Source organism: Clostridium mediterraneense, from assembly GCF_900091705.1.
GTDB lineage: Bacteria > Bacillota > Clostridia > Clostridiales > Clostridiaceae > Sarcina > Sarcina mediterraneense.
This window is the reverse complement of the sequence record NZ_LT594784.1, coordinates 131,870-154,001: the sequence shown is the minus strand read 5'-3', so window position 1 is coordinate 154,001 and position 22,132 is coordinate 131,870. Positions and strand designations below refer to the sequence as shown.

23 protein-coding genes are annotated in these 22,132 nt (G+C 26.5%); 10 read left to right on the top strand and 13 right to left on the bottom strand.

Annotated elements, in window-relative coordinates; genetic code table 11:
• Window positions 1-312 precede the first annotated feature (312 nt).
• The 3 genes from BN8917_RS01990 to BN8917_RS01980 all read left to right on the top strand — a co-directional run bounded on the left by BN8917_RS01990 (window position 313) and on the right by BN8917_RS01980 (window position 2,744).
• Entirely contained in the window at window positions 313-906 is a 594-nt protein-coding gene (locus BN8917_RS01990; RefSeq protein ID WP_235829965.1) for an ATP-dependent Clp protease proteolytic subunit, read from the top strand.
• A 284-nt stretch (window positions 907-1,190) separates the two neighbouring features.
• Window positions 1,191-1,574 carry a hypothetical protein gene (locus tag BN8917_RS01985; RefSeq protein WP_066869914.1) on the top strand — a complete coding sequence of 128 codons (384 nt, stop codon included), beginning with the start codon at window positions 1,191-1,193 and terminating at the stop codon, window positions 1,572-1,574.
• 36 nt (window positions 1,575-1,610) lie between these two features.
• Window positions 1,611-2,744, top strand: coding sequence for a DUF4825 domain-containing protein (locus tag BN8917_RS01980; RefSeq protein ID WP_066869911.1), 1,134 nt, complete (start codon window positions 1,611-1,613; stop codon window positions 2,742-2,744).
• A gap of 245 nt (window positions 2,745-2,989) precedes the next feature.
• Here the strand turns inward: BN8917_RS01980 and BN8917_RS14005 are convergent, their stop codons facing one another.
• Window positions 2,990-3,133, bottom strand: coding sequence for a DUF4177 domain-containing protein (locus tag BN8917_RS14005; protein ID WP_235829968.1), 144 nt, complete (start codon window positions 3,131-3,133; stop codon window positions 2,990-2,992).
• A gap of 193 nt (window positions 3,134-3,326) precedes the next feature.
• Between BN8917_RS14005 and BN8917_RS01975 the strand changes: the two genes are divergently transcribed.
• The 5 genes from BN8917_RS01975 (at window position 3,327) to BN8917_RS01955 (ending at window position 6,672) form a co-directional block, all read left to right on the top strand.
• On the top strand, window positions 3,327-3,689 hold the full coding sequence (locus BN8917_RS01975) for a hypothetical protein (protein ID WP_066869908.1): 363 nt from the start codon (window positions 3,327-3,329) through the stop codon (window positions 3,687-3,689).
• A 59-nt stretch (window positions 3,690-3,748) separates the two neighbouring features.
• Entirely contained in the window at window positions 3,749-4,123 is a 375-nt protein-coding gene (locus tag BN8917_RS01970) for a cytidine deaminase family protein (protein ID WP_066869905.1), read from the top strand.
• A gap of 515 nt (window positions 4,124-4,638) precedes the next feature.
• The gene (locus BN8917_RS01965; RefSeq protein WP_066869902.1) at window positions 4,639-4,824 is read left to right on the top strand and encodes a DUF4177 domain-containing protein; all 186 of its coding nucleotides are present in this window, start codon (window positions 4,639-4,641) and stop codon (window positions 4,822-4,824) included.
• A 244-nt stretch (window positions 4,825-5,068) separates the two neighbouring features.
• Window positions 5,069-5,908: a ParA family protein gene (locus tag BN8917_RS01960; protein WP_084748439.1), complete on the top strand. Its 840-nt coding sequence runs from the start codon at window positions 5,069-5,071 to the stop codon at window positions 5,906-5,908.
• A 2-nt stretch (window positions 5,909-5,910) separates the two neighbouring features.
• Window positions 5,911-6,672, top strand: coding sequence for a hypothetical protein (locus BN8917_RS01955; protein WP_066869895.1), 762 nt, complete (start codon window positions 5,911-5,913; stop codon window positions 6,670-6,672).
• Window positions 6,673-6,713: 41 nt separating this feature from the next.
• Here BN8917_RS01955 and BN8917_RS01950 read toward each other — a convergent pair whose 3' ends face one another.
• The 10 genes from BN8917_RS01950 to BN8917_RS01905 all read right to left on the bottom strand — a co-directional run bounded on the left by BN8917_RS01950 (window position 6,714) and on the right by BN8917_RS01905 (window position 16,563).
• The gene (locus BN8917_RS01950; protein WP_066869892.1) at window positions 6,714-7,859 is read right to left on the bottom strand and encodes a glycosyltransferase family 2 protein; all 1,146 of its coding nucleotides are present in this window, start codon (window positions 7,857-7,859) and stop codon (window positions 6,714-6,716) included.
• Window positions 7,860-7,952: 93 nt separating this feature from the next.
• Window positions 7,953-8,753 carry a DUF11 domain-containing protein gene (locus BN8917_RS01945; RefSeq protein WP_066869890.1) on the bottom strand — a complete coding sequence of 267 codons (801 nt, stop codon included), beginning with the start codon at window positions 8,751-8,753 and terminating at the stop codon, window positions 7,953-7,955.
• 231 nt (window positions 8,754-8,984) lie between these two features.
• Complete coding sequence (locus BN8917_RS14740) at window positions 8,985-9,905, bottom strand: BclA C-terminal domain-containing protein (protein WP_407641387.1); 921 nt, start codon at window positions 9,903-9,905, stop codon at window positions 8,985-8,987.
• Window positions 9,906-10,078: 173 nt separating this feature from the next.
• Window positions 10,079-10,888 (bottom strand): DUF11 domain-containing protein, encoded by an 810-nt coding sequence (locus BN8917_RS01935; protein WP_066869883.1) that lies wholly within the window; start codon window positions 10,886-10,888, stop codon window positions 10,079-10,081.
• 57 nt (window positions 10,889-10,945) lie between these two features.
• On the bottom strand, window positions 10,946-12,190 hold the full coding sequence (locus BN8917_RS01930) for an SPOCS domain-containing protein (protein WP_066869880.1): 1,245 nt from the start codon (window positions 12,188-12,190) through the stop codon (window positions 10,946-10,948).
• Between the two features lie 14 nt (window positions 12,191-12,204).
• The gene (locus BN8917_RS01925) at window positions 12,205-12,687 is read right to left on the bottom strand and encodes an SPOCS domain-containing protein (protein ID WP_066869877.1); all 483 of its coding nucleotides are present in this window, start codon (window positions 12,685-12,687) and stop codon (window positions 12,205-12,207) included.
• Between the two features lie 14 nt (window positions 12,688-12,701).
• On the bottom strand, window positions 12,702-13,178 hold the full coding sequence (locus BN8917_RS01920) for a DUF3794 domain-containing protein (RefSeq protein ID WP_066869874.1): 477 nt from the start codon (window positions 13,176-13,178) through the stop codon (window positions 12,702-12,704).
• A 105-nt stretch (window positions 13,179-13,283) separates the two neighbouring features.
• Window positions 13,284-13,784, bottom strand: a complete 501-nt coding sequence (locus BN8917_RS01915; protein WP_066869871.1) for a hypothetical protein — start codon at window positions 13,782-13,784, stop codon at window positions 13,284-13,286.
• Window positions 13,785-14,075: 291 nt separating this feature from the next.
• Window positions 14,076-15,590: an ABC transporter permease/substrate-binding protein gene (locus BN8917_RS01910; RefSeq protein ID WP_066869870.1), complete on the bottom strand. Its 1,515-nt coding sequence runs from the start codon at window positions 15,588-15,590 to the stop codon at window positions 14,076-14,078.
• 1 nt (window position 15,591) lies between these two features.
• Window positions 15,592-16,563 carry an ABC transporter ATP-binding protein gene (locus BN8917_RS01905; RefSeq protein WP_066869867.1) on the bottom strand — a complete coding sequence of 324 codons (972 nt, stop codon included), beginning with the start codon at window positions 16,561-16,563 and terminating at the stop codon, window positions 15,592-15,594.
• 203 nt (window positions 16,564-16,766) lie between these two features.
• Between BN8917_RS01905 and BN8917_RS01900 the strand changes: the two genes are divergently transcribed.
• A complete protein-coding gene (locus BN8917_RS01900) occupies window positions 16,767-17,309 on the top strand; it encodes a hypothetical protein (protein WP_066869864.1) in 543 nt (180 codons plus the stop codon).
• Between the two features lie 130 nt (window positions 17,310-17,439).
• Here BN8917_RS01900 and BN8917_RS01895 read toward each other — a convergent pair whose 3' ends face one another.
• A complete protein-coding gene (locus BN8917_RS01895; RefSeq protein WP_084748437.1) occupies window positions 17,440-17,793 on the bottom strand; it encodes a DUF5412 family protein in 354 nt (117 codons plus the stop codon).
• 1,240 nt (window positions 17,794-19,033) lie between these two features.
• On the opposite strand from BN8917_RS01895, the gene BN8917_RS01890 reads away from it, so the two are divergent.
• Window positions 19,034-19,834 (top strand): EFR1 family ferrodoxin, encoded by an 801-nt coding sequence (locus BN8917_RS01890; RefSeq protein WP_066869862.1) that lies wholly within the window; start codon window positions 19,034-19,036, stop codon window positions 19,832-19,834.
• 82 nt (window positions 19,835-19,916) lie between these two features.
• Here the strand turns inward: BN8917_RS01890 and BN8917_RS01885 are convergent, their stop codons facing one another.
• Window positions 19,917-21,770, bottom strand: coding sequence for a glycosyl hydrolase family 18 protein (locus BN8917_RS01885; protein ID WP_066869859.1), 1,854 nt, complete (start codon window positions 21,768-21,770; stop codon window positions 19,917-19,919).
• Between the last annotated feature and the right edge of the window lie 362 nt (window positions 21,771-22,132).

The following is a 22,132-nucleotide window of genomic DNA, read 5'->3' as shown; positions in this document are numbered from 1 at the left end:
TTAGTTATAAATTTAATTAATATTAATTTAAAATAAAATAATTAGTATTCTTACTTGTTATATATTTTTTATAGCAAGTTACTTATAAACTTAAATACGATTTACATAATAAAAACTATTAAATTTTAAAAAATATATTTATCTATTGTTATTTTTACAAATTAAAAGGCAATACTTATTAATATATAAGAACTTTAAATAAATATAATTATTTTTTAAAATCCATTTTATGGATATATAATGTTATAATAGATAAAAGAGATGAGAATTTTATTAAATCTAAATATATTAAATTTATAGGAGAGTGTTATTATGATGAATAATCAAGATGAAAAGCAAGAAAAAGAAAAGGAAGCTTCAGCTTTAGTTTTAGAAAAGCTTTTAAATTCTAGATCAATTATTATTTCTGGAGAGATAAATCAAGCTTTAGCTGAAAAAGTAAGTACTCAACTTTTAATCCTGCAAGAAATGAGTGATGAGCCAATAAAGCTATTTATCAATAGTCAGGGTGGTCATGTTGAAGCTGGTGATACAATTCATGATATGATTAAATTTGTTAAACCTCGTATTATTGTAATTGGTACTGGTTGGGTTGCAAGTGCTGGTATTACAATTTATCTTGCAGCTAATAAAGAAGATAGATATTCACTACCTAATACTAGATATATGATACATCAACCTTTAGGTGGATTCCAAGGTCAAGCAACAGATATAGGAATTGAAGCAGAAGAAATACTTAGAATGCGTAAAAGAATTAATACTATAATCAGTGAAGCTACAGGTCAACCATTAGAAAAAATTGATAAAGATACAGATAGAAACTATTGGTTAAGTTCTTCTGATGCAGTTGAATACGGAATAGTAAATAAGGTTATCTCAAAATATGATGAACTAGAAAACTTATAATATATTAGAATAATGATATAATTTAAAAATTATAATAAAAAGTCAGTAAGCTTTTAAGTTTCACTGAGCTTTTTATTATAAATTTATTCTCTACATATAATTTTCTTCTAAAAATTAAGTTAAGAAAGTTAAAACATCTAAATATAAATTAATTAATATATGTTTTATCTTAATAATTAGAAGTCCTAATATTTAATTATTATTATATATTTATTGTTAATAAAATACATTATAAGGATAATATAGTATAATTAGTATATAGTTAGTTTAATGTAGGTGATAAAATGATAAAAAAGATATTAGTTATAACATTATTAATTTTGGGAATAACTATATTTGCTTCATGTACCTTCTTTTCTGGAGTAATGAAAAATGGAAGTATTGAAGCTATTGGTTCAAATATAGAGGGTAGCTATGATAAATTTAGTGGGACATACTATAAAAAAATCAAATTAGATAAATCAGATGTTTTAAAATGGAATACTGATGTTAATACTGAAGATGGAAGTTTAAAATTACTTTTAAGAGATAAAGAAAAAAATGTAATTGCTGATTTAGAAAAAGAAGATTCAGTTAAGATAGAAGAAGCTGGCTATTATTATCTTACAGCAATAGGGGACAAGCACTCTGGAGAATTTGATATAGAGTGGGCTATTAATGAAAAATAAAACTTTACATTTACTAATATAAATAGGAGATTAACCATGGTTAATAAAAAAATTATTTCACTTATTCTAGCAAGTGGTTTAATAGCAGGGATCATATCTTATAATGTCACAAAAAATAATTTAAACTATAGACAAAATATAGAAACTAATACATTCAAAACAGCTCCTAATTTAGAGGAAAATATAGAAGCTAATGATACGCCTGAGCCCCTAGTAGATGCTAAAACCACTAAAATGTCAGAGAAACAAGAAGCAAAAAAGCAAGAACATAAAAAACAAGAGCAAAAGAAAGAAGAAGTTAAAAAAGAATCTCTAATAAATTATTTAAGTCCTAAACTTTTATTAAAAGAGCTTTCTGATAACTTTAATATTGAACATAAATTAGATGATTACTCAATACTTGAATATCAAGACTTAGCAGTTAATGAACAAAGGGTCAATGGATTAATTTATTCTTTACCACTAAATGAATATGGAGAAATAGAACAGTACGAGACTAATAATCATAATGTACCATCAATAAAAATCAAATTTAATTCTTCTTCAGATAAAGATATATCTAAAGAAGAATTAACAAGTATATTAGAATATAATGCATGTATATTATATACTTTAGTACCCGAATTAGATACCATTACTATAGAAGCAACTGGCCAAACTCAAGTATATGCTAGGAATTATTATGATAATCTATTAGAGAATTTTATAAAAAATGATAAAGAGATTTCTAAGAATGTTATAGCTGGTCATGAGCAGCAAAAATCTATTGTAGAAGAACTAAAGCCAAGCTTTATATTAAAGGCTATATCCAACAATTTTGATATAGATAATAAATTAGAAGATTATTCAATAACTAAATATGAAAATTTAAAACCCAATAGTAAAAAAATTAATGAGTTACTTAAATTATTGCCATTAAATAAATATGGTAAGATAACTGAGTATCAAAATAATAATGATGAAGTACCATCAATAGAATTAAACTTTGCATCAACAGAAAATCTAGATACTGATAGAATATATAAAATCTTTGAATATAATTCTTATATTTTATATACTTTAATTCCAGAGCTATACAAGATTAGTATAAATTATGAGGATTATAATGTAGGATTTGAAAGAGATTATTATGAGAGTATTGTAAGAGAATTTTTAACTAATAGAGAATAAAATTAATTAAGCACTACTACTAATTAAATTATAAAAAGAACTTCTCACTAAAAGAGTAAGTTCTTTTATTTTTCTAAAATCATTTAGTTTAAAGCTTTATTTTTATGTTTATATATAATCTTTAAAAATATTTATAATCAATTATATATTAAAATGAATTTTAATATAATTCATTTTATATATTCCTTAAATTCAAATAGTATTAAATTTAAATATTTTTGTATTCTAGTTATTTTACTTCTTTCTCAAAAATAATTTGATAAGCATAAGATACTGACATACCTGTTTTTCTCATTAGCTAGAATAACTACTTGTTTTAATCTCCACCCACCTTTTGCTTGTTCATTTATTATCTCTTTGTACTTATCAAAGTAAGATTCCTTTTTTATGCCAAAAAATTTATCAAAAGAAACTTCAATAAATTTATATTAACACATAATATTTCCATTTAATTTTTAAATACTAAATAAAGCGATATAAAAAAATATATTTTCTATATTAAATCACTTTCTTAAAACATATCATATTACTCACATGTATAAATATGGTAAAATTAGATATATAAATTATCAAGGAGGGACTATGAAAAAATCTAAGATTTTATCTAAATGTATTTTATTTGGTGTATTATGGAGTATTATCTTAGTATTAGTTGGTATAGTCATTGTTAGATTTAATGATTTTTCTTTAAAAGATGTTTTATTTATTGAGGGAGTAGCAGTAGCTATTTCAGGTGCTTTTTCCTTTATAAACGGAAATCCTAGTGGAATATCTCTTTCTTCAATAGGTCAGGATAATGCTCAATATGTTGCAACTGCTAATTTAGAAACCTCTAAAATTGAAAAACAAAAAAATAATATGAAAACTGATTTTAAGATTAGCTTAAGTGGATCATCCTTATTTTTAGGAGGGATTATCTGTATTATTATTAGCTATACTTTTTAAATTAACTCTAGAGAAAACTAAACTTTAATATGCTATATCTAAAAGGAGAAGTTATAAATATGGATTTTAATGAATTATATCAAATTGCTAAAAGTACTTTAAATCCTAGGCAAATATCTAAAAATTCTTATGCGGGTTCTGTTGCCTCTGCCATCTTAGCTGATAATCGAAAAGTTTATACTGGTGTATGTATAGATACTCCTTGTTCTATGGGATTTTGTGCAGAACATTCAGCTATAGCTTCTATGATTACAGATGGAGAAAATAAAATAAAAAAAATAGTATCAGTTTATAAAACTGGAGTGATAGTACCACCATGTGGAAGATGCAGAGAATTTATTTGTCAAATACACGACGAAAACTATAAATGTGAAATAATGATAGCTAATAATAAGATTCTTACTTTAAATGATTTATTACCTAACAGATGGTAAAAAATTAATATACTTATAAACTATAATTTAGAAAGTAATTAAAAATTCTCTCTAAATTATAATAAAGAATTTTAATATTAGAAAAAATAATATACCTATTTTTATCTTTACTTAATATAAATATTAACTAATAATTTCTAAAAATTATAAAGAAGTGATTCAAATAAAATATATAGAAAAGTTCACTTTAATTACTTTTATAATTATATTCCTAACATATAATTTTATTGGATATCTTTTAGATATCCCAGAATTAAAAGCTGTAAGCTTAAATGGTACTGACACTTTTTCTATTAGTTTATAGCACTATTTATTCCAGTAATATTATCTTATATAATTTATTATTTTGCTAATAAATTAAAAAAATATAACTTATAAAAATATATTAAATTATATAATCATTAGCTTATTTGCTAGATAAAATATAAATGAATTATTTTATAATTCATTTATATTTATATTTTAATCTATATCAAAATATTTTTTATTTAGTAGATTTATAAGGAGGGATATTAATGTATACATATAAATTTGTTGAAATAAATACTGATAATTTCTTTTCAGCTTCTAATCATAGAGAAATCATTGGAAAATATAGTAAAGGGGGTTGGAGATTTGTATCTGCTATTCCTGCAAGCTTTAGATATCATAACGGAAAAATAACAAAAATAGATTTAGTATTTGAAAAAATAAATAATTAATTTACTCAAAGAAGATATAGCTTAACTTCTATCTTCTTTATATCTAATATCTATTATTAGCTTATTTACTAAATAAAATATAAATGAATTAATTTATAATTCATTTATATTTGTATTGTAATCTATATTAAAATATATAAAAATCCCATCTAATTAATATTAAAATCAATAATAATATAAATATTAAGTAATTTTTATTGTTCTTACCATATAATATACGATATACTTATATATAGAATATAAAATGGAAGGATTGATATATGTGAAGCTTATAACTGTTGGAACTCTTAAAGGTGGAGTAGGAAAAACAACTGTTGTATTTAATCTTGCTGGTTGTCTTGCTGCTAAAAAGCAAAAAATTTTATTAATAGATGCAGACCCTCAAGGAAATATTTCTGAAAATCTTGGTATGGCTCAAGATGATGATTTTGATTTTGAGTATACTTATAATACATTAAGTGAGATTTTAACTAAGGATATAAGACCATCAGAAGTTATTATAAAAAATCTACTTGAAGAAACTAATTATATTGATTTAATCCCTTCAAACATAGATCTTACAGTAACTGAATCTGAGCTTCAACTTATGGGAATCAGAGGAATAAACCCTCAAAAAAGACTACTTAATTGGATAGATGCTAATAGAGAATTCTTAGAAGCTTCTTATGACTACATAATTTGTGATGTTGGACCTAATATAGGACTTATAACTCAAAACTGCTTATATGCTAGTGATGAAATATATATGGTAAGTGATATAGGAATGAATAGTTTTAAAGGATGCAAACTATTTATGTCAGAATGGGATAGTGCTTGCAGCGATATCGGAATAGAAAATAAGATTAAGGGACTTATAGTAAATAAATTTGATAGAAGAACTGTTCTTAGCAAACAATTTGCTATTTATCTATCAAAACAAGATATCTTTGATGGATTAATTTTTGATACTTTAATACCTGATACAGTTAAATTTAAACATTCAGAAGTTTCAGGACTTCCAGTAGCTTTTAATGATCCAAAGAGCACTGCCTGTGAAGCTTATGAAGAACTTATAAAAGAAATGAGACAAAAGGGGTTATTATAAAAATGGTGAAGGAAAATAGTTTTGAAGCAAGATCAAAAAAGAATAGAAAAAGAAGCTCTATTCTAAAAATGAGTGATTTAAGAAATGAAAATTCTATAGCTATTCAAAAAGATAATAAAGTTAAAGAAGTATTAGAAAATAGAGAAATAGCAGCTACAATGCCTAATCAAAATCTAAATACAGAAACTACTTCTATAAATAATGAAATAGATATACAAACAGCTACAGTTACAAATGGACAAGCTACTATTACAGCAAATCCTTTAACAGCATCTAATCAAACTAAAGAAGATTCTAAAATATTAGATAATAAAGCTATTGAAGAAATAAACTCCTCAAAAACAGAGCAAGAAATATCTAATAATATAGTACTTAAAAATCTTCTTAAAGATAAAGATAATTTCTTTAATCTTAATGTAAAAAATGATGTATTTGTTGGTAAAATGACTACAATTAGAGTTTACAATGATATACTAGACACAATAAAAGAATACGCTGCTGAGAAAAATTATAATATAATTGATTTTACAAATAAGGTAATAACTTTAGGACTTGATGATATTGAAAGCTTTGGAATAGTTCAAATAACAGAAGTTAAGCTTAAAAATACTGGATCTAAATCTATAATGTATAACTTAACTGAATATATGGAAGAAAAGCTTACAAGCTATATAAATTCTATGAATGAAAAAGGTTATAAAGTTAGTAGAAACCTTATGTTAAACGTAATATTAAATGAAACTCTAAAAAAATTCTACAAATAAAAAAGCATTGCAGATAATATCTCTGCAATGCTTTTTTAATATTATAAATATTTAGTATAATCACTAATTCTAATAGGATATTCAATACTTGGAGCTTTAATATTTAACTGACTAAATCTATTTTTAAAATATTGCCTATTATAATCAACCTTATCAGAACTTCCAATAAAAGCTGCAGCAAGTTCATTAAAGAAATAAGCACAATTTAAATTACCCATTCTATCATAGCAAACACAAAGTTGTATAGCTGGAATAAATGTATAGAACTCTTTATTATCTATGGCCATACTATTTTGGGGAGGAATACAATCTAATGCAGTTCTATACCAAAATGCTGCTTTTGGAAATTCATTTTTTTCCATAAAATATTCAGCAAGAGAACAACAAATATCAGCTCTTGGAACATCATATTTAAATGATTCAAAAGCAACATTAGGTATTTGCTCCTTTTTATTTGTAGCCTTAAAACAGTCTATAATTTTAGCATAAGCTGTTTTTATATCTTCAATCCACCCAAGTTTTGTAGCTAAAAACTTTCTATAATTTTTAACTGCTTCATCATAATAAGCATTATCCTTAAGCTCATTTGCATAGTATAGTAAATCTCTTGGAGTAAATTTCTTTTTATTCTTTTCCATAGCTTTAAATATTTGAAGATTTCTATCTGTATGTTGTTTTACCTTACCATGTTCTATTGCAAAATTACCAGCAAGTCCATTTCCATACACCTCTAAATATTCATGAACATTTCCTATCCATTTAAAATTCATACTTGTTCTAACAATTCTATTTCTTTTAAGAGAATAGCTAACTTTTCCATTCGGATATCTAAGTAAAATATATTCTGCACTAACATAATCATATCGCTTATCAAAATTTATAAGTAAGTTTTCAATTTCTTTTATACTGCCTTCACTTATAAAATCATCAGCATCAAGCCACATAGTATACTCACTAGTTGATTTACTAAAAGCAAAATTTCTCGCTGCTGCAAAATCATCTATCCATTTAAAATCATAAATCTTAGCATTAAACTTCTTTGCAATTTCTCTAGTAGAATCAGTAGATCCTGTATCTACTATTATAATCTCATCAATAAAGGATTTTACTGAATTTAAACATCTTTCAAGAGTTGCTTCTTCATCTTTTACTATCATACATAAACTTAGAGAAATATTTTTTTCCATATATAATCTCCTTTAATTATTACTTATTAAAAAAGCACATATTTACACATGTGCTTCTATTTAAATTATAAATTTCTAGCTCTATAATTATTATTAGCAATTACAAAATAAAACTTGGGTCTTAACACAATTACTTGTTGTTTCAGCAGTTGAAACAACAGGTACTCCATTGTCAATAATAGTATATTCATAAGTTATGGATGCTGTATTTCTAATAGTTGATAATCTAACTATGTCATTAATAACAGCTTCAAAACTTACTAAAATACTACTATGAGGGTTTATTGTTCCAAGAGGTAGTCCATTTAAAGAATTTCCTGCTTGAGGTATAGAATTTATTCTTATACTTCCAGCTACTAAACTAAGATTTGCTTCAAGTTCATCAAAGAATAAAACATTTGTTAAAGGAACAGTACTATCATTTCTTATTAAAACTGAATAAGTTAAAGTTTCGCCAACTCTTGCTCTTAGTTTATCTACAGACTTTTTAGCACATATCTTTAAATTAATTATTGCAACTACTGATTCATTACTTTCAACTGAAAATATTTGATTAGTACTATCAATATAAGTTACAACAGCTCTATTAGATACAGATTCTAATAAAGTATTTTCACAAACTTTTACATCAAAAGTTACTATAACATTTCCACCAGCTCTTACAGTTCCTACAAAAATACTATCACTACATCTACAATTAGATTGTGGACATCCATCAACAACTATTGAACTTGGAATTATTGATACGCCTCTGCTTAGCATATCTCTTACTTTTACAAATCTTGCATCTTCATCTCCAGTATTAGTTATTATTATTGAATATCTAATAATATTTGACGCTGGAAGTAGTAAGAAACTTTTATTAGCTAATTTTTGTACACTTAAATTTATCAATTATTTTCTCCTCCTTTGTAAATTGTCATCCACTTTAGATTGATATTTAACATTAAGAGATTTATTTATTAAATATTAACTTTGCCTAATTAGACAATCACATACTATATAATATTCAATAAAATATTTTTGTTGATGATTATATGGCGTTTTACTTAACATATTATCATCTAAAAAGAGCTATCTAAAAAGATAGCTCCTATATTTTTTTATCTAAACTTTATAAATTATCTATGCTATTCTTGTAATAGTAATTGAAATATTAGCTGCTGCAAATGCTGCTATAATAGTAGCTGATGCAACTATTCCTATTGTATCTCCAGCTGCTGCATTAACTATTGCTTGTCCAGCTAATACTGCTCCTACTCCAACTGCAACTAATCCACCTGATTGTGAACCTGGTATTACTGCTCCACCGTTTTGGTTAATACCTACAGTTACACCAACTCCAACTGCTGCTGTTGAAGTCATATAATAATCTATTTGGTAAACACCAGCTTCTGCAAGAGTAACTAAATTTCCTGCTAAAGTTTCATTTAATGCAAGATTTGTAACATTTAGTGGGACTTGTTGAGGAATTCCTATTGCAAGTGCAAGTGTTGCTGTTCCACTATTAGAGAAGAATCCATAAGCACTTGTACTAAGAGCTGTAGGACCTGTAGGACCTGTTGCTCCAGTTAATCCTGTTGCTCCTGTTGCTCCTGTTAATCCTGTTGCTCCAGTTGCTCCTGTTAATCCAGTTGCTCCTGTATCACCTGTTACTCCTGTTGCTCCTGTTGCCCCAGTTGCTCCAGTTAATCCTGTATCACCAGTTGCTCCTGTTGCTCCTGTTGCTCCTGTAAGTCCAGTTGCTCCAACTACTGTAGGACCTGTTGGACCTGTTGCTCCTGTATCACCTGTTGCTCCTGTTGCTCCAGTTGCTCCTGTTGCTCCAGCTGCTGCTAATAATAAATAGCTAGCTGAACTTCCTGGTATTCCAACTGGTGGTGCTGAAACAACTAAATAAGTGCTACCTTCAAAAGTAACTACTTGACCAACTGGATATCCTGGTGCATTTGCAGGGTTAAAAGGTACTGCTCCTGTAAGTCCAGCACCTGTTGCTCCTGTTGGACCTGTTGGTCCAGTCGGACCTGTTGGACCTGTTGGTCCTATTGGTCCAACTGGTCCTGGAGGACATACCCTTGTGGTACATCCACAATTGCAATTATCAACTGGTCTATTACAACTACCATATGATCTATTGCATTCGTATTGATAACTATTTTGATTACTATAACATCCGCTCATCTAATTTCTCCTTTATAATAATATTAATTTTTAGGCTACTAGCAAGTTATTTTTTTGTTTATAACTTTTGTTAAAACACTATTACTGCAAGTTTCACCTATTGAGACAATTGGCACTCCAGAAATTACTGTTGTATAAGTGAATTCAATTCTAGCAATATTACATATAATTGCTGGATTTGGTAATTCAGTTACTTTTACTTGGAAGCTTAATATACTACTTGAGTATGGATTTAAACTTCCAAGTGGTAATCCATTTTCAAAACTTTCAAGATATTGAGGAGTTAAATTAACTAATACACTTCCTGGCAATAATTCCACTTCTTGAGGTAAATCTTCATAGAAAACTATATCATTGATTGGAATATTACTATTATTTCTAATAAGAACTGAATAATTTAAAACCTCACCGACTTTAGCTACTGTCTTATCTACTGATTTACAAACACTTACGTCTAAATTGATAATTGGTATTGTAACTACATTACTTCTTGCTACTAACATATTATTATTTTCGTCACAATAAGTTACTATTGCTTGATTAATTATTTCTGATGGAGGATTAATTTCTGAAATCTCTACTTCATAATTAATCAAAATATTTGATCCTGGTCTTATTGATCCAACACTTACTTCTCTATTAAGACTTTTAATATTTAAATTGCATCCATTAATAGAAAAAGAATCTTTTACTATATTAACGCCTGGACATATTATATCTTTTAATCTTACTCCACAAGCTTTTTGATCTCCAATATTAGTAATTATTACTGAATATTTAATTCTATTAGATAATCCCATAAATACATAGGTTTTATCTGCACTTTTTTGAACTACTAACTCTACCATATATTACCCTTCTCCTTTCTACATACTCTCATCATTAAATTATTTATAAAAATAGTTTTATTCACAGCATAAAACTTTAGCATTAATTAAAAGGGCAACATTAGTAAAGAAACTTCTACAATCAAGTTGCTTATAATATACATCTTCAACTATTGCTTCTATATCTATTTTACTTCCCAATGAATAATTTTTTGGTAATACAACAAAACTAGAAAATGGTATTAAATAATGAGCTGAGTGAACTGATTGTTCTAAAGTATCTGAAGTATATTCTATAATTTCTTTTAATTCACCTTTAACTATTAATTTATAACCAGAAAGTTTTTGACCTTCATTAGAAATACTAACTGGTGTTTCTATAACATGACATGATACAATTTTTGCTTCTACTTTTGCTTCATTAATTTCTTCAATATCTGGTTTTTGAATTGGAACACAAAGATTTTTATCTACTGATAATTGCTTAAATGTGTGTATTCCAAGTTTAACTTCTGATTCAGATAATCTATCACAACCTGATACTTTTTCTCCAAGTAAACAGTTGCATAAATTATAATTAAATTTAACAAATGCTTTATTAAATAATACTCCACAACAATTTGGTTCTTTAACTACAACTTTATAATTTACAACAATAGATTCTCCTGGTCTTGCATTTCCAACATATATATTTATACTATCACCTGAATAATTGATTCTATTGCAATCTACCACTAAACTATTAGGTACTAAACATACTTCACATGGAAATTCATCTATTAATAATATATTTTTAGCATCAAGTGTTCCTACATTAGTTAAAATTATTTCATAAGAAATAACTTCTCCAACAGATGCCATTTCTTTATTAGCACGCTTACATACTTCTATATCAGCTATATCAATTTTTACTGATACTTCATTACTAACTTCTTCTAAAGATTCATAATTAGTACCTATACTTGATGCATAACGATATTTAGCTAAAGCAGCATTACATACAAAACCACATTTTGGTCTATATAATACTCTAGCTTTAAAAGTTAATATTTTAATTTCTCCTGGTTTTAAGCAATTAATGCTTACTCCTTCTAAAACGTTAGCACATGCTAAAGGATAATTTCCTAAATATACGCTGTCTTTCACAAATTCTAATGAAGCATCTAATGTATCTATTATAGTTACATCTTCATACATAACATCACTTTCATTTATAACAGTTATGCTATATTCAATTTCGTCTCCTACTATTGCATGTTCTACATTTGAACATTTTTCTACAAGTAATCTATTATCACAACTATTAATGCATCTTTCTTCCATATCCTTCACCTCCCTTAACAAAACTTAACATCTATAAATAAAAGGACACATTTAAATATTGTTCTTTTATCAAGCATTTTAGAGTGAACAGCTTCTACATATGGAGTTACACTTATTCTATTTGAACGTAATAAATCACAAGCATATTCACCATCTATTTCATTTGGAATTACAACAAAAAAGCTCTTTAAATTTTCATAATGAGCTGCGTGAACTGATTGTGTTTCTTCATCTGCAACATAAGTTATTTTTTCTTTAATTCTAAGTTCTACTATAAGTTTACTCCCTGTAAGAACTTGACCTTCATTTGATATACCTACTTCTGTATCTATCACTTTTATATCCTCTACTTCGGGAGATACTAATACAGATAGTACATTTTCTACCTCTGGTTTTTGACAAGGTATTGTTAATATTTCAGATATTTCTTCTTCTTTAAAATACTTTGCATCTTTAGGTAACATATTTTGTATACATGAACCTTTAAATATCGCCATAACTATCCACCTCCCTAACAGCTAATATCAACTAATAGTAATAAAGTTATATTTGAATAGACACATCTACAATCTATTTGTTCTACTGAAATATCTTCTATTAATGCTGATGGACTAATATATAATCCAGCATTAAAATTCTTTGGTAAAACTACATAACCGCAGAATGGAACACATTTATGGAATGTATGAACAGATTGAGTAGCTTCATTTGCAACATATTGTATTTTATAATTTATATCTCCAGATATTAGTAGTTTATATCCTGTTACTTCTTGACCTTCAAGTGATTTACCTACTGGTGTTTTTACTACTTCAGATTTTGATATTGAGGTCTTTGCATAAACCTTTACTATTTGTTCAATATCTGGCTTTTGTCCTGGCACACAAAAAGTACTTTCATAATTTACTTGCTTAAAATTCTTTAAATTATTTTTTCTACATACATCTATGCCATTATATTCAATTAATCCTCTTTCTATAGATGCCATATTTGCCTCCTTTAGATTATTTAAAATTACTATATTTAAAAATAATTTGCTAATATTTAAATTAATACTAGCAAATTAATTTTCGAAATTAAGAATTACGCTCTATTATCTACATTTACATGTATCTTCACATGGATTAGCGCATTTATTAGCTTTACAATCACAAGGATTACAATTTGCTCCTCTAATTCCAGTTGAAATTACTCTTTCTTCACCGCCAACTGAAGCTTTACCTACTAAAAGTCTAAACATTGATCCATCATCACATTTACAAAGGTCAAATTGATAATAACCTAAACAGTCTGTTACTGTATGAGCTATTCCTTCTTGGCAATCTCTTGTAACTTTTACTAATTTCACATAAGCATAAGGAACTGGTCTTCCTTCACAATCAATAATTTGTCCCCATACTCTTACTGTGTCTCTAAATCCAACTCTGATATCTGCTTTGATTTCGCTATCACATTTATCAACACAAAAATCTACACTATTTCCTACAACATATGAATTATCACAACATTCTTTAACTGGTTTACATGGTGAATCGCAACATTCTTGCTTTTCATAATTATAATCTGTAACGCAGTTATAATAATTTTTGCTCATGGTTAGCCTCCTATTTATGAGAAATATATTTTTTTTACATTAATAGTATATTGATAGCTAAGCCTTTTGTTACAGTTTGTTACAACTAATTTAAAATAAAAAAATATGTTTATTATAACTCACAAATTTTATTTATTTTAATATGTAAATGCCTTAAAATATGCGATAAATTAAAGAAATTTTATATTTATTTTAATTAAAACTTATCTAAAATCTTCTAAATCATCTATTCACTAAATATATATACAATAAAATAACTCTTTGCTAAATATTTTTAGCAAAGAGCTATTTTTATTTTAATAGTCCTTCTTTTTTTAGAAATTCTTTAGCTACCTCATAAGGTGATTCTCCTTTTATATTTACCTTATAATTCATTTCACTCATTTCTTCATCTGTTATTTTCCCTGAAAGTTTTTCTAGTGGCTCTTGTATTTCACTATATTTTTCTAAAGTTTTATTTAACATTAGTGGAGCACCTTGATATGGTTGAAAGAAGTTTTTATCATCTTTTAAAAGTTTTAAATTATACTGCTGTATTTCACTATCAGTAGAGTAGGCATCAAGCAAATTAATATCTTTTGAATTTATTGCATTATATCTAAGCTTTGGCTCCATAGTTTTTAATTCATCAAAACTTAGCCCATATACCTTTGAAAGCCCTTTATATCCATCATCTCTATCTGCAAATTCAAGTGTAAAACCTGCCTTAACTTTATTTTCAATATTTTTAAGATCTGAAATATTTGATAAGTTATATTCTTTTGCTAAATCATCTGAAACTGCTATAGCATAAGTATTATTATATTTCATTGGCTTTAAAAGAGTCATTGAAAACTTTTCATTCATACCATCTCTAGCTTGTTTATAAACTTCTTTAGCCTCTTTACTTTTTGCTGGTTCTTTTATAAAACTATCAATCACTGTTCCTGTAAATTCAGGATAAATATCTATATCACCAGATTTTAAAGCATTAAAAAGAAAGCTAGTTTTACCCATTCCAGGCTTTAAACTTACTTTTAAATCAGTGTCTTGCTCAATCATAAGCTTATACATATTTATTAAAATTTCTGGCTCTGAGCCTAGTTTTCCAGCTATAACAAGCTCTTTTTTAGATGAATTTAAATATAGAGCTGTTATAAATAAACCAATTATAACAATTGATAAACCCATAATTTTCACTATATTCTTAAGACTTACCTTTTCTAAAAACTTAAGAAGAAAGTCAAAAATTATAGCAAATAGTGCAGCTGGAATAGCTCCAAGAAGGATTAAACTATTATTATTTCTATCAATTCCAAGTAAGATTAAATCACCAAGTCCACCAGCTCCTATAAGTGCTGCAAGTGTTGCAGTACCTATTATAAGAACCATTGAAGTTCTAATTCCTGCCATAATAACAGGCATTGCAAGTGGCAGTTCTACTTTAAAAAGTCTTTTTATTTTATACATTCCCATAGCTTTAGAAGCTTCAATAAGAACAGGGTCTATTTCTTTTATTCCAGTATAAGTATTTCTAAGTATCGGAAGTATTGCATAAATTACTAGGGCTATAATTGCTGGAACTTGTCCAATTCCTACAAATGGGATAAGTATACCAAGTAGAGCAAGAGAGGGAATAGTCTGAAAAATAGCTGCTATTTGAATTATTAACTCTGCAATTTTTCTATGTCTAGTTAAATAAATTCCAAGTGGAACAGCTATAATAACAGCTATAAATATTGAGATAAATGATATTTGCATATGCTCAAGAATTGCAGTGAAAAGCTCACCTGAGCGTTGCTGAAGTGTATTAAAAAATATATCCATATTATGCTCCTTTTTGAAGTTTTAAAGAGATAAATCTTAATATATTTTCATTAGTTATAGTGGCTATAAATTTTCCATTCTTTTTTACTGCTATTCTTTCTTTATCTACTAAAAGACTTAAAAGATTTTCAATAGATTCATTATAATCTATATAGAAAGTACTATCTAAAATGCTGTAATCATAGTAAAAACCTTCATCTAATAAGTTTTCTACCGTTAGCTTATCATCTAATAAACTTGATTTATATACATTTCCTGATTCAAAAAAATTACGAACAAAATCATTTTTAGGATTATTTATTATTTCATTTGGAGTATCACATTGAACAATTTCCCCATCTTTCATAACACAAATCCTATCTCCAAGATTTAATGCTTCTTGCATATCATGAGTTACAAATACAATAGTTTTCTTTATTTTTCTTTGAAGTTTTAATATATCATCTTGTAACTTTTGACGACTAATAGGGTCTAAAGCACTAAATGGCTCATCCATTAAAATAATACTTGGATTTGCTGCGAGAGCTCTAATTACTCCAACTCTTTGTTGTTCTCCCCCTGAAAGTTCACTAGGTTTTCTATTTCTATATTTTTCTGGATCTAGTCCTACACTATCTAAAAGCTGTGTAACTCTATTATAAATTTTCTTTTTATCCCAACCTTTAAGTTCTGGAACAATAGCTATATTTTCTTCAATTGTCATATGTGGAAAAAGTGCTATTTGCTGAAGAACATATCCTATATCCCAGCGTAGCTCATGGATATTATAATCACTTATTTTCTTTCCTCCTATATAAATTGTACCTTTACTTAAATCAACTAGGCGATTTATCATCTTAAGAGTAGTAGTCTTACCACAGCCACTTGGCCCTATAAGAACAAAAAATTCACCTTCTTTAATATTTAAATTTAAAGATTTTACTGCAATATTACTAGTACTATATTCTTTAGAGACATTCTCAAATCTAATCATAAATTTCTCCTTATTTTTTAAATAATTAGTATCTAAAATTTCTATTAATATTATCTTTATTACAAAGAAACTAGTTAAATACTTATATATTTATAAGAAACAAAGCCTAATTGTAATATTTTTCAATTAGTTAATAAGAAATTAATAGATTATATCTAAATAAATGCTATAATTTGGAATATTATATAAAAGGAGTTGAGATTATGAAGAAAATATTTATACTTAGTTTAATAAGTTTAAGCTTATTTACAGCTTGTACTAAAGAAAATACTGCAAATACTAAAACTAATACTACAAAAGAATTATCTACTAATATAGAAATACAAGAAAAACAAAATAATAAAAAGAAGGATATTGAATCTGAAATTAAACTAATTTTAGATTATGCAAAGCAAGATGATAATCTAAATGAGTTAATTTCAATTTATGAGAATACTAGTCTTAAAGAAATATTAGAACAGCTTCCATTAAATAAATATGGAAAATTTACATATGAGACTGATGATGAGATAAATGGAAAAACAATATTAAAAATTAATCATATATTTAATTCTGAAAATGATTTAAATGCAGTACAAACAACTAAACTATTAGAATATAATGGTATGCTTCTTTGTGGACTTATAGATGATTTAGATAGAGTAGAGTATCAAGCTGATAATAAACTTTATTATAATTACACTAGAAATGCTTATAATCAAAAACTTGAAAAATTAAAAAATAATAAAATATCTAAAAATATTTAAAAATAATTTAAATAGAACTATTTCATAATATAAGGATTTTTATATATTTAAATAATATTATACTGTTTAAATAAAAAGGACTATCTCAAAGATAAATAAAGTTCTCCTTTAGAGATAGTCCTTTTTATTATTAATTTTCTCTCCAATCATAGACTTCTTTTGGAACTTCAAGAATTTTCTCATTTATTTTAACTGTATTTTTATTTAACCATTCTATTTTTGCTTCCTTTTCATGATATGACCAATAAATATTCTTTTTAAATCCTAGTTTATTTACTATCTCTCCCCTAATTGCAAAGTCAGTAGTTGCCTCTCCTTGGCATAAGTAAGCTCTTAACTTATAATTCTCATCTGGAGACACTGATTCCTCAATTAAATTGCCTTTTGGAATATCCTTTATAGAATTATATTTATATAATATAATAGGCAGACTACAAAAGACTAATATAACTAATATTGCTTTAATTACAAATTTTTTAATCACAAAATATTCCCCTTTTTAATATATTTAAATAAATAATATCAATAAAAGAATTTTTAGGTAATAAAATATACAATAATTTAATTTTTAACATCAAAAATTTTACAAATTAAAATCTTATTTCTAATTAATTTAAAGTTCTATATTAATAATAAGCTATATTGTAAACATTTACTTTATAATTTATTTAATATAACTAGCTTCTAATTATTATATTTCATAGAATAATAGCCTTATTTAGTATAATTACAAAATTGTAAGGCTAGTGAAATGTAAATCGATATAAGCATAGATAAAAACATAGTAAAATTAAATCATAAACTGAGTGATACATTTTAGGAGGAACAAAAGATGAGAAATATTTTAGATATTATTAATGCAATTTGTAAAGGTATGTTTGGTTACTATATGAATTCTGAAAAAACTTTTTAATAAATAGATTAAATAAATTAATTTTGGAGGTACTTAAGATGAAAAATATTTTAAATGTTATTGATGCAATTTGTAAGGGTATGTTTGGTTATTACATGAATTCTGAAAAAACTTTTTAATAATTAGATTAAATAAATTAATTTTGGAGGTACTTAAGATGAAAAATATTTTAAATGTCATTGATGCAATTTGTAAGGGTATGTTTGGTTATTACATGAATTCTGAAAAAACTTTTTAATAATTAGATTAGATATATTAATTTTGGAGGTACTTAGGATGAGAAATATTTTAGATATTATAAATGCAATTTTTGAAGGTATGTTTGGTTACTACATGAATTCTAAAAAAACTTTTTAATAAATAAATTAGATAAGATTATTTAGGAGGTAGTGCTTATGAAAAAGACATTAATAATTATGGAGGCTATAGTTTCAGGTTTATTTGGATACTATTTAAATGTAAATGGAAATATTGAATCATAAAACTAAATATAAATGAAAGGATTTAATTGAAAGTATAAATTCAATTGAATCCTTTTTATTTAAATTAAAATAAAAGCTATAATACATAACTTAATTTAAATTTGCTAAGCTTTTTTTATATTAATTTTCTTAATTCTATTAAATCATTATCTTCTAGTAAATAAGTCTATTCTAACTATACAGTTCTCTCAAAATAAATTTACCTATAAATCATTAATAGTAAATATATAATTTTGACTTTTAATAAACACTTTTAGATTTAACTTTGATGCTATAATAAGCCTAAAATATTTAAACATATAGATTATATAATTAAACTGGAGAGAATTATGAAGGTAACAATATATTATTTTAGTGCAACAGGAAATGGGCTAAAAGTTGCTAAGGACTTATCAACATATTTTGATAATATAGAGTTAATAAGAATAACTCAAAATATAATAAATAAAAATTTACATACTGATTCAGATATAATTGGCTTTATATCTCCTAGTATTTTTAGTGGAATTCCTAAATTAGTAGCTAGCTTTATAAGTAGTTTAAAAATTAAAAATACTAATCCTTATATTTTTAGTATTGCTACACATGGTGATAAAAATGGAGAAGGGCTTGTCTTTAATCAAATTGATAAAGTACTTACAGAAAAAAACTTATCTTTAAATGCAAGCTTTGCTATAAGGATGCCTCATAATATGCCTGCAAAGGATCATATAACAACAGATGAGCAAAAGGAAGAATTTTTTAATAAAGAAAAGGAGCTTATTCCAAATATTGCACAGGCTATTAAAAATCGTACTTTAATAGAATATAAACAAAATAATATTAAGAACCTCCTTAACAAGATGAATTATTATGGAATTCATAGTTTAGCTAAAAAAAGTCGCTTTGATAAAGGTTTTTCTGTAGATGATAAATGTATTAGTTGTACTATTTGCAGCAATGTTTACCCTGCTGATAATATTGAAATGATTGATGGTAGACCTAAGTGGAAACTAGATAATTGTCAATTTTGTTTTGCCTGTGTGCAGTGGTGTCCTAAAGATGCAATCCAATATAAATCTTCAACTATTGGAATAAAAAGATATCATCAGCCAGATATAAAGGTAAATGAGTTATTCACCAAAAAATAGTTGCTTAAAATAAAAAAGAGCCACCTCATAATACAAAATTACAGCATTATGAGGTAGTCTCCTTATTTAATGTTTATATAGTCTATTTTTTAAATATTATTTGTCTTCCTAATTCTGTTCCTTTTTCATTCATACGTTGAACTAATTCTATTGATTCAATAGCTGAAATATCTTCTATATTTTCAGTTGCTGCTAATCTAAATTTGTAACTTTGGCCAGGTTCTATATTTTTACCTTCCCAAACACCTTTAAGATCTACTACTACATAACCATTTTCATAAGTTACAGCCCCAGCCATATGGTCACCAGCAGTTAATTTCTTATCAGTCTTTATATATAATTTAGGAGTTTTTATAGTTTCTCCTCCACGTTCAACTTCTTTTAACACTTCATCTGATTCTTGTAATTTTTCATTATTCTTTATAGTGATTTCATATCCACCACCGGTTCCAGATTCAAGTGTAACAGCTTTTACATTTGTTTCAATATCAATTTCAGAGTAAACTATCTCATTAGCAGGTAATTTAATATCTCCAAATAATCCTTTCTTTGTAATTGTAGTTAATTCATCTCTTCTTTTTGAATCAGAGCTAGTTTCAGCATCTTGTGATGCCATCCAACCTATTACCCCTCCAAGATTATTTTCATTTACATACTTAGTTTTTTCTGTTATTGATTTAGCATTATCATAAGTGAAGAATGCTCCTGTTTTTTCATCATATAAATAAGGTGCCTTAGCAGTATCATCCCAATATTCTTTTATATCTGGATATAAAGCTTTTAATTTATCTAAACTTCTATAAGACCAAACTCCTCCTCTACGTCCACCTTCGCCAACTTTTAAAGGAGCTTCATTTACTCCACCTCTAGTAGGTGTTTGGTCAGCATCTTTTGCAGAAAGTTCAGCTTCTTCAAATAAACCTGGAAGCTCATCATCATCTCCTTTAGCTACTTTATCCCATCCTCTAGTATAATAAGCTGCACCTATTACTATTTTATCTGCTTTTGCTCCTTTACTTATTAAATAATTTACACTTTCATCTACAGATAATCCCTTATCTTTAGTAGGATCTTCTGGATTAGTATATAAGCCTGTTTGATGTCCACTAACCTCATCCCAAGCTCCTCTCATATCATAAGTCATAATATTAGCAAAATCGACAATATTAAATAATTTTTCTATATCTATTCCTGAATCTAACTTATCCTTTGGTGCTGGAAGTGCAACACTCAATTCATAAGTTTTTCCTAATTCTTTTCCTTGTTTATCTAAAGCAGTTCTAAAGTCTTGTAATAATTTTATATAATTTTCTTTATCAGCTGCTGTAGCTTTAGTTGTTCCTTCATCATTTTGATTATCTACCTTATCAGGGTCACGCTTTTCAGCTGGATATTCCCAATCTAAATCAACAAAATCCATATTAGTATATTCTATAAATTTTAAAACGTTTTCAACAAGCTTAGCCCTTTTTGTTGCATCTGCTGAAACTTCTGAGAAATCACCAGATTTAGACCATCCTCCAATAGATATACCTATTTTTAAGTTTGGATTTTTAGCTCTTAATTCTTGGAATGCTGATAATATCCCAGCATTGGCTCCTCCCCATTGGACTCCTTCTTCACCAACAGGAGCCCCAACAGCAGCATCCTTATCTGTAAACTTCAAGTTACCATTAGCATCAAAATCTAAAAATGCAAAATTTAAATGTGTAAGTTGATCTGCTGGAATATCTTTTGGATAAAAATTATCCTGACCTCCCCAAATAGACCAGTCGCCATAATACATAACATTACGTTTTCCTTGAGTAACATTTTGCTCTGCAGCATTTACATTAAAATCTCTTACCAATGTAACAGATGTACCTAAGAGAATAGTAGCTAAAGTTAATGTTGCAATTCCTTTGTTAGTAAATTTTTTAAAAGCTCTTTTTGCCATAAAAGATTCCCCCTTAGAATTTAATAAATAATTTAACATGATTAAATTAATCTATACAAATTAAATTCTACATCCCCTCACCATTTCCTCTTTATTCCATAAAAGTATTTTTTTGTATTTATATTTATTTATTAAATACATGATTAAAACTTAATTTTATTGTTCATAATTAAGGTATAAGATAAATCAAGGTTGTTTTAATTACCCATTCCCCCACTTAATATTTTTCACTAATTTATATAAATCATAAATTATTTCCTTGATTTATCTACTCCCCTTTATACTGTATACAAATAATCAATATTAAAATATCTAAATAGGAATCTTATTTAACTTTGAAATGATAACTTATATTTTAATAA

Excerpts from the sequence above, each read along its gene's own strand:
- BN8917_RS01990 (WP_235829965.1), top strand. The coding sequence starts at position 313 with ATGATGAATAATCAAGATGAAAAGCAAGAAAAAGAAAAGGAAGCTTCA.
- BN8917_RS01985 (WP_066869914.1), top strand. The coding sequence starts at position 1,191 with ATGATAAAAAAGATATTAGTTATAACATTATTAATTTTGGGAATAACT.
- BN8917_RS01980 (WP_066869911.1), top strand. The coding sequence starts at position 1,611 with ATGGTTAATAAAAAAATTATTTCACTTATTCTAGCAAGTGGTTTAATA.
- BN8917_RS01975 (WP_066869908.1), top strand. The coding sequence starts at position 3,327 with ATGAAAAAATCTAAGATTTTATCTAAATGTATTTTATTTGGTGTATTA.
- BN8917_RS01970 (WP_066869905.1), top strand. The coding sequence starts at position 3,749 with ATGGATTTTAATGAATTATATCAAATTGCTAAAAGTACTTTAAATCCT.
- BN8917_RS01965 (WP_066869902.1), top strand. The coding sequence starts at position 4,639 with ATGTATACATATAAATTTGTTGAAATAAATACTGATAATTTCTTTTCA.
- BN8917_RS01960 (WP_084748439.1), top strand. The coding sequence starts at position 5,069 with ATGGAAGGATTGATATATGTGAAGCTTATAACTGTTGGAACTCTTAAA.
- BN8917_RS01955 (WP_066869895.1), top strand. The coding sequence starts at position 5,911 with ATGGTGAAGGAAAATAGTTTTGAAGCAAGATCAAAAAAGAATAGAAAA.
- BN8917_RS01950 (WP_066869892.1), bottom strand. The coding sequence starts at position 7,859 with ATGGAAAAAAATATTTCTCTAAGTTTATGTATGATAGTAAAAGATGAA.
- BN8917_RS01935 (WP_066869883.1), bottom strand. The coding sequence starts at position 10,888 with ATGGTAGAGTTAGTAGTTCAAAAAAGTGCAGATAAAACCTATGTATTT.
- BN8917_RS01930 (WP_066869880.1), bottom strand. The coding sequence starts at position 12,190 with ATGGAAGAAAGATGCATTAATAGTTGTGATAATAGATTACTTGTAGAA.
- BN8917_RS01925 (WP_066869877.1), bottom strand. The coding sequence starts at position 12,687 with ATGGCGATATTTAAAGGTTCATGTATACAAAATATGTTACCTAAAGAT.
- BN8917_RS01920 (WP_066869874.1), bottom strand. The coding sequence starts at position 13,178 with ATGGCATCTATAGAAAGAGGATTAATTGAATATAATGGCATAGATGTA.
- BN8917_RS01915 (WP_066869871.1), bottom strand. The coding sequence starts at position 13,784 with ATGAGCAAAAATTATTATAACTGCGTTACAGATTATAATTATGAAAAG.
- BN8917_RS01910 (WP_066869870.1), bottom strand. The coding sequence starts at position 15,590 with ATGGATATATTTTTTAATACACTTCAGCAACGCTCAGGTGAGCTTTTC.
- BN8917_RS01905 (WP_066869867.1), bottom strand. The coding sequence starts at position 16,563 with ATGATTAGATTTGAGAATGTCTCTAAAGAATATAGTACTAGTAATATT.
- BN8917_RS01900 (WP_066869864.1), top strand. The coding sequence starts at position 16,767 with ATGAAGAAAATATTTATACTTAGTTTAATAAGTTTAAGCTTATTTACA.
- BN8917_RS01890 (WP_066869862.1), top strand. The coding sequence starts at position 19,034 with ATGAAGGTAACAATATATTATTTTAGTGCAACAGGAAATGGGCTAAAA.
- BN8917_RS01885 (WP_066869859.1), bottom strand. The coding sequence starts at position 21,770 with ATGGCAAAAAGAGCTTTTAAAAAATTTACTAACAAAGGAATTGCAACA.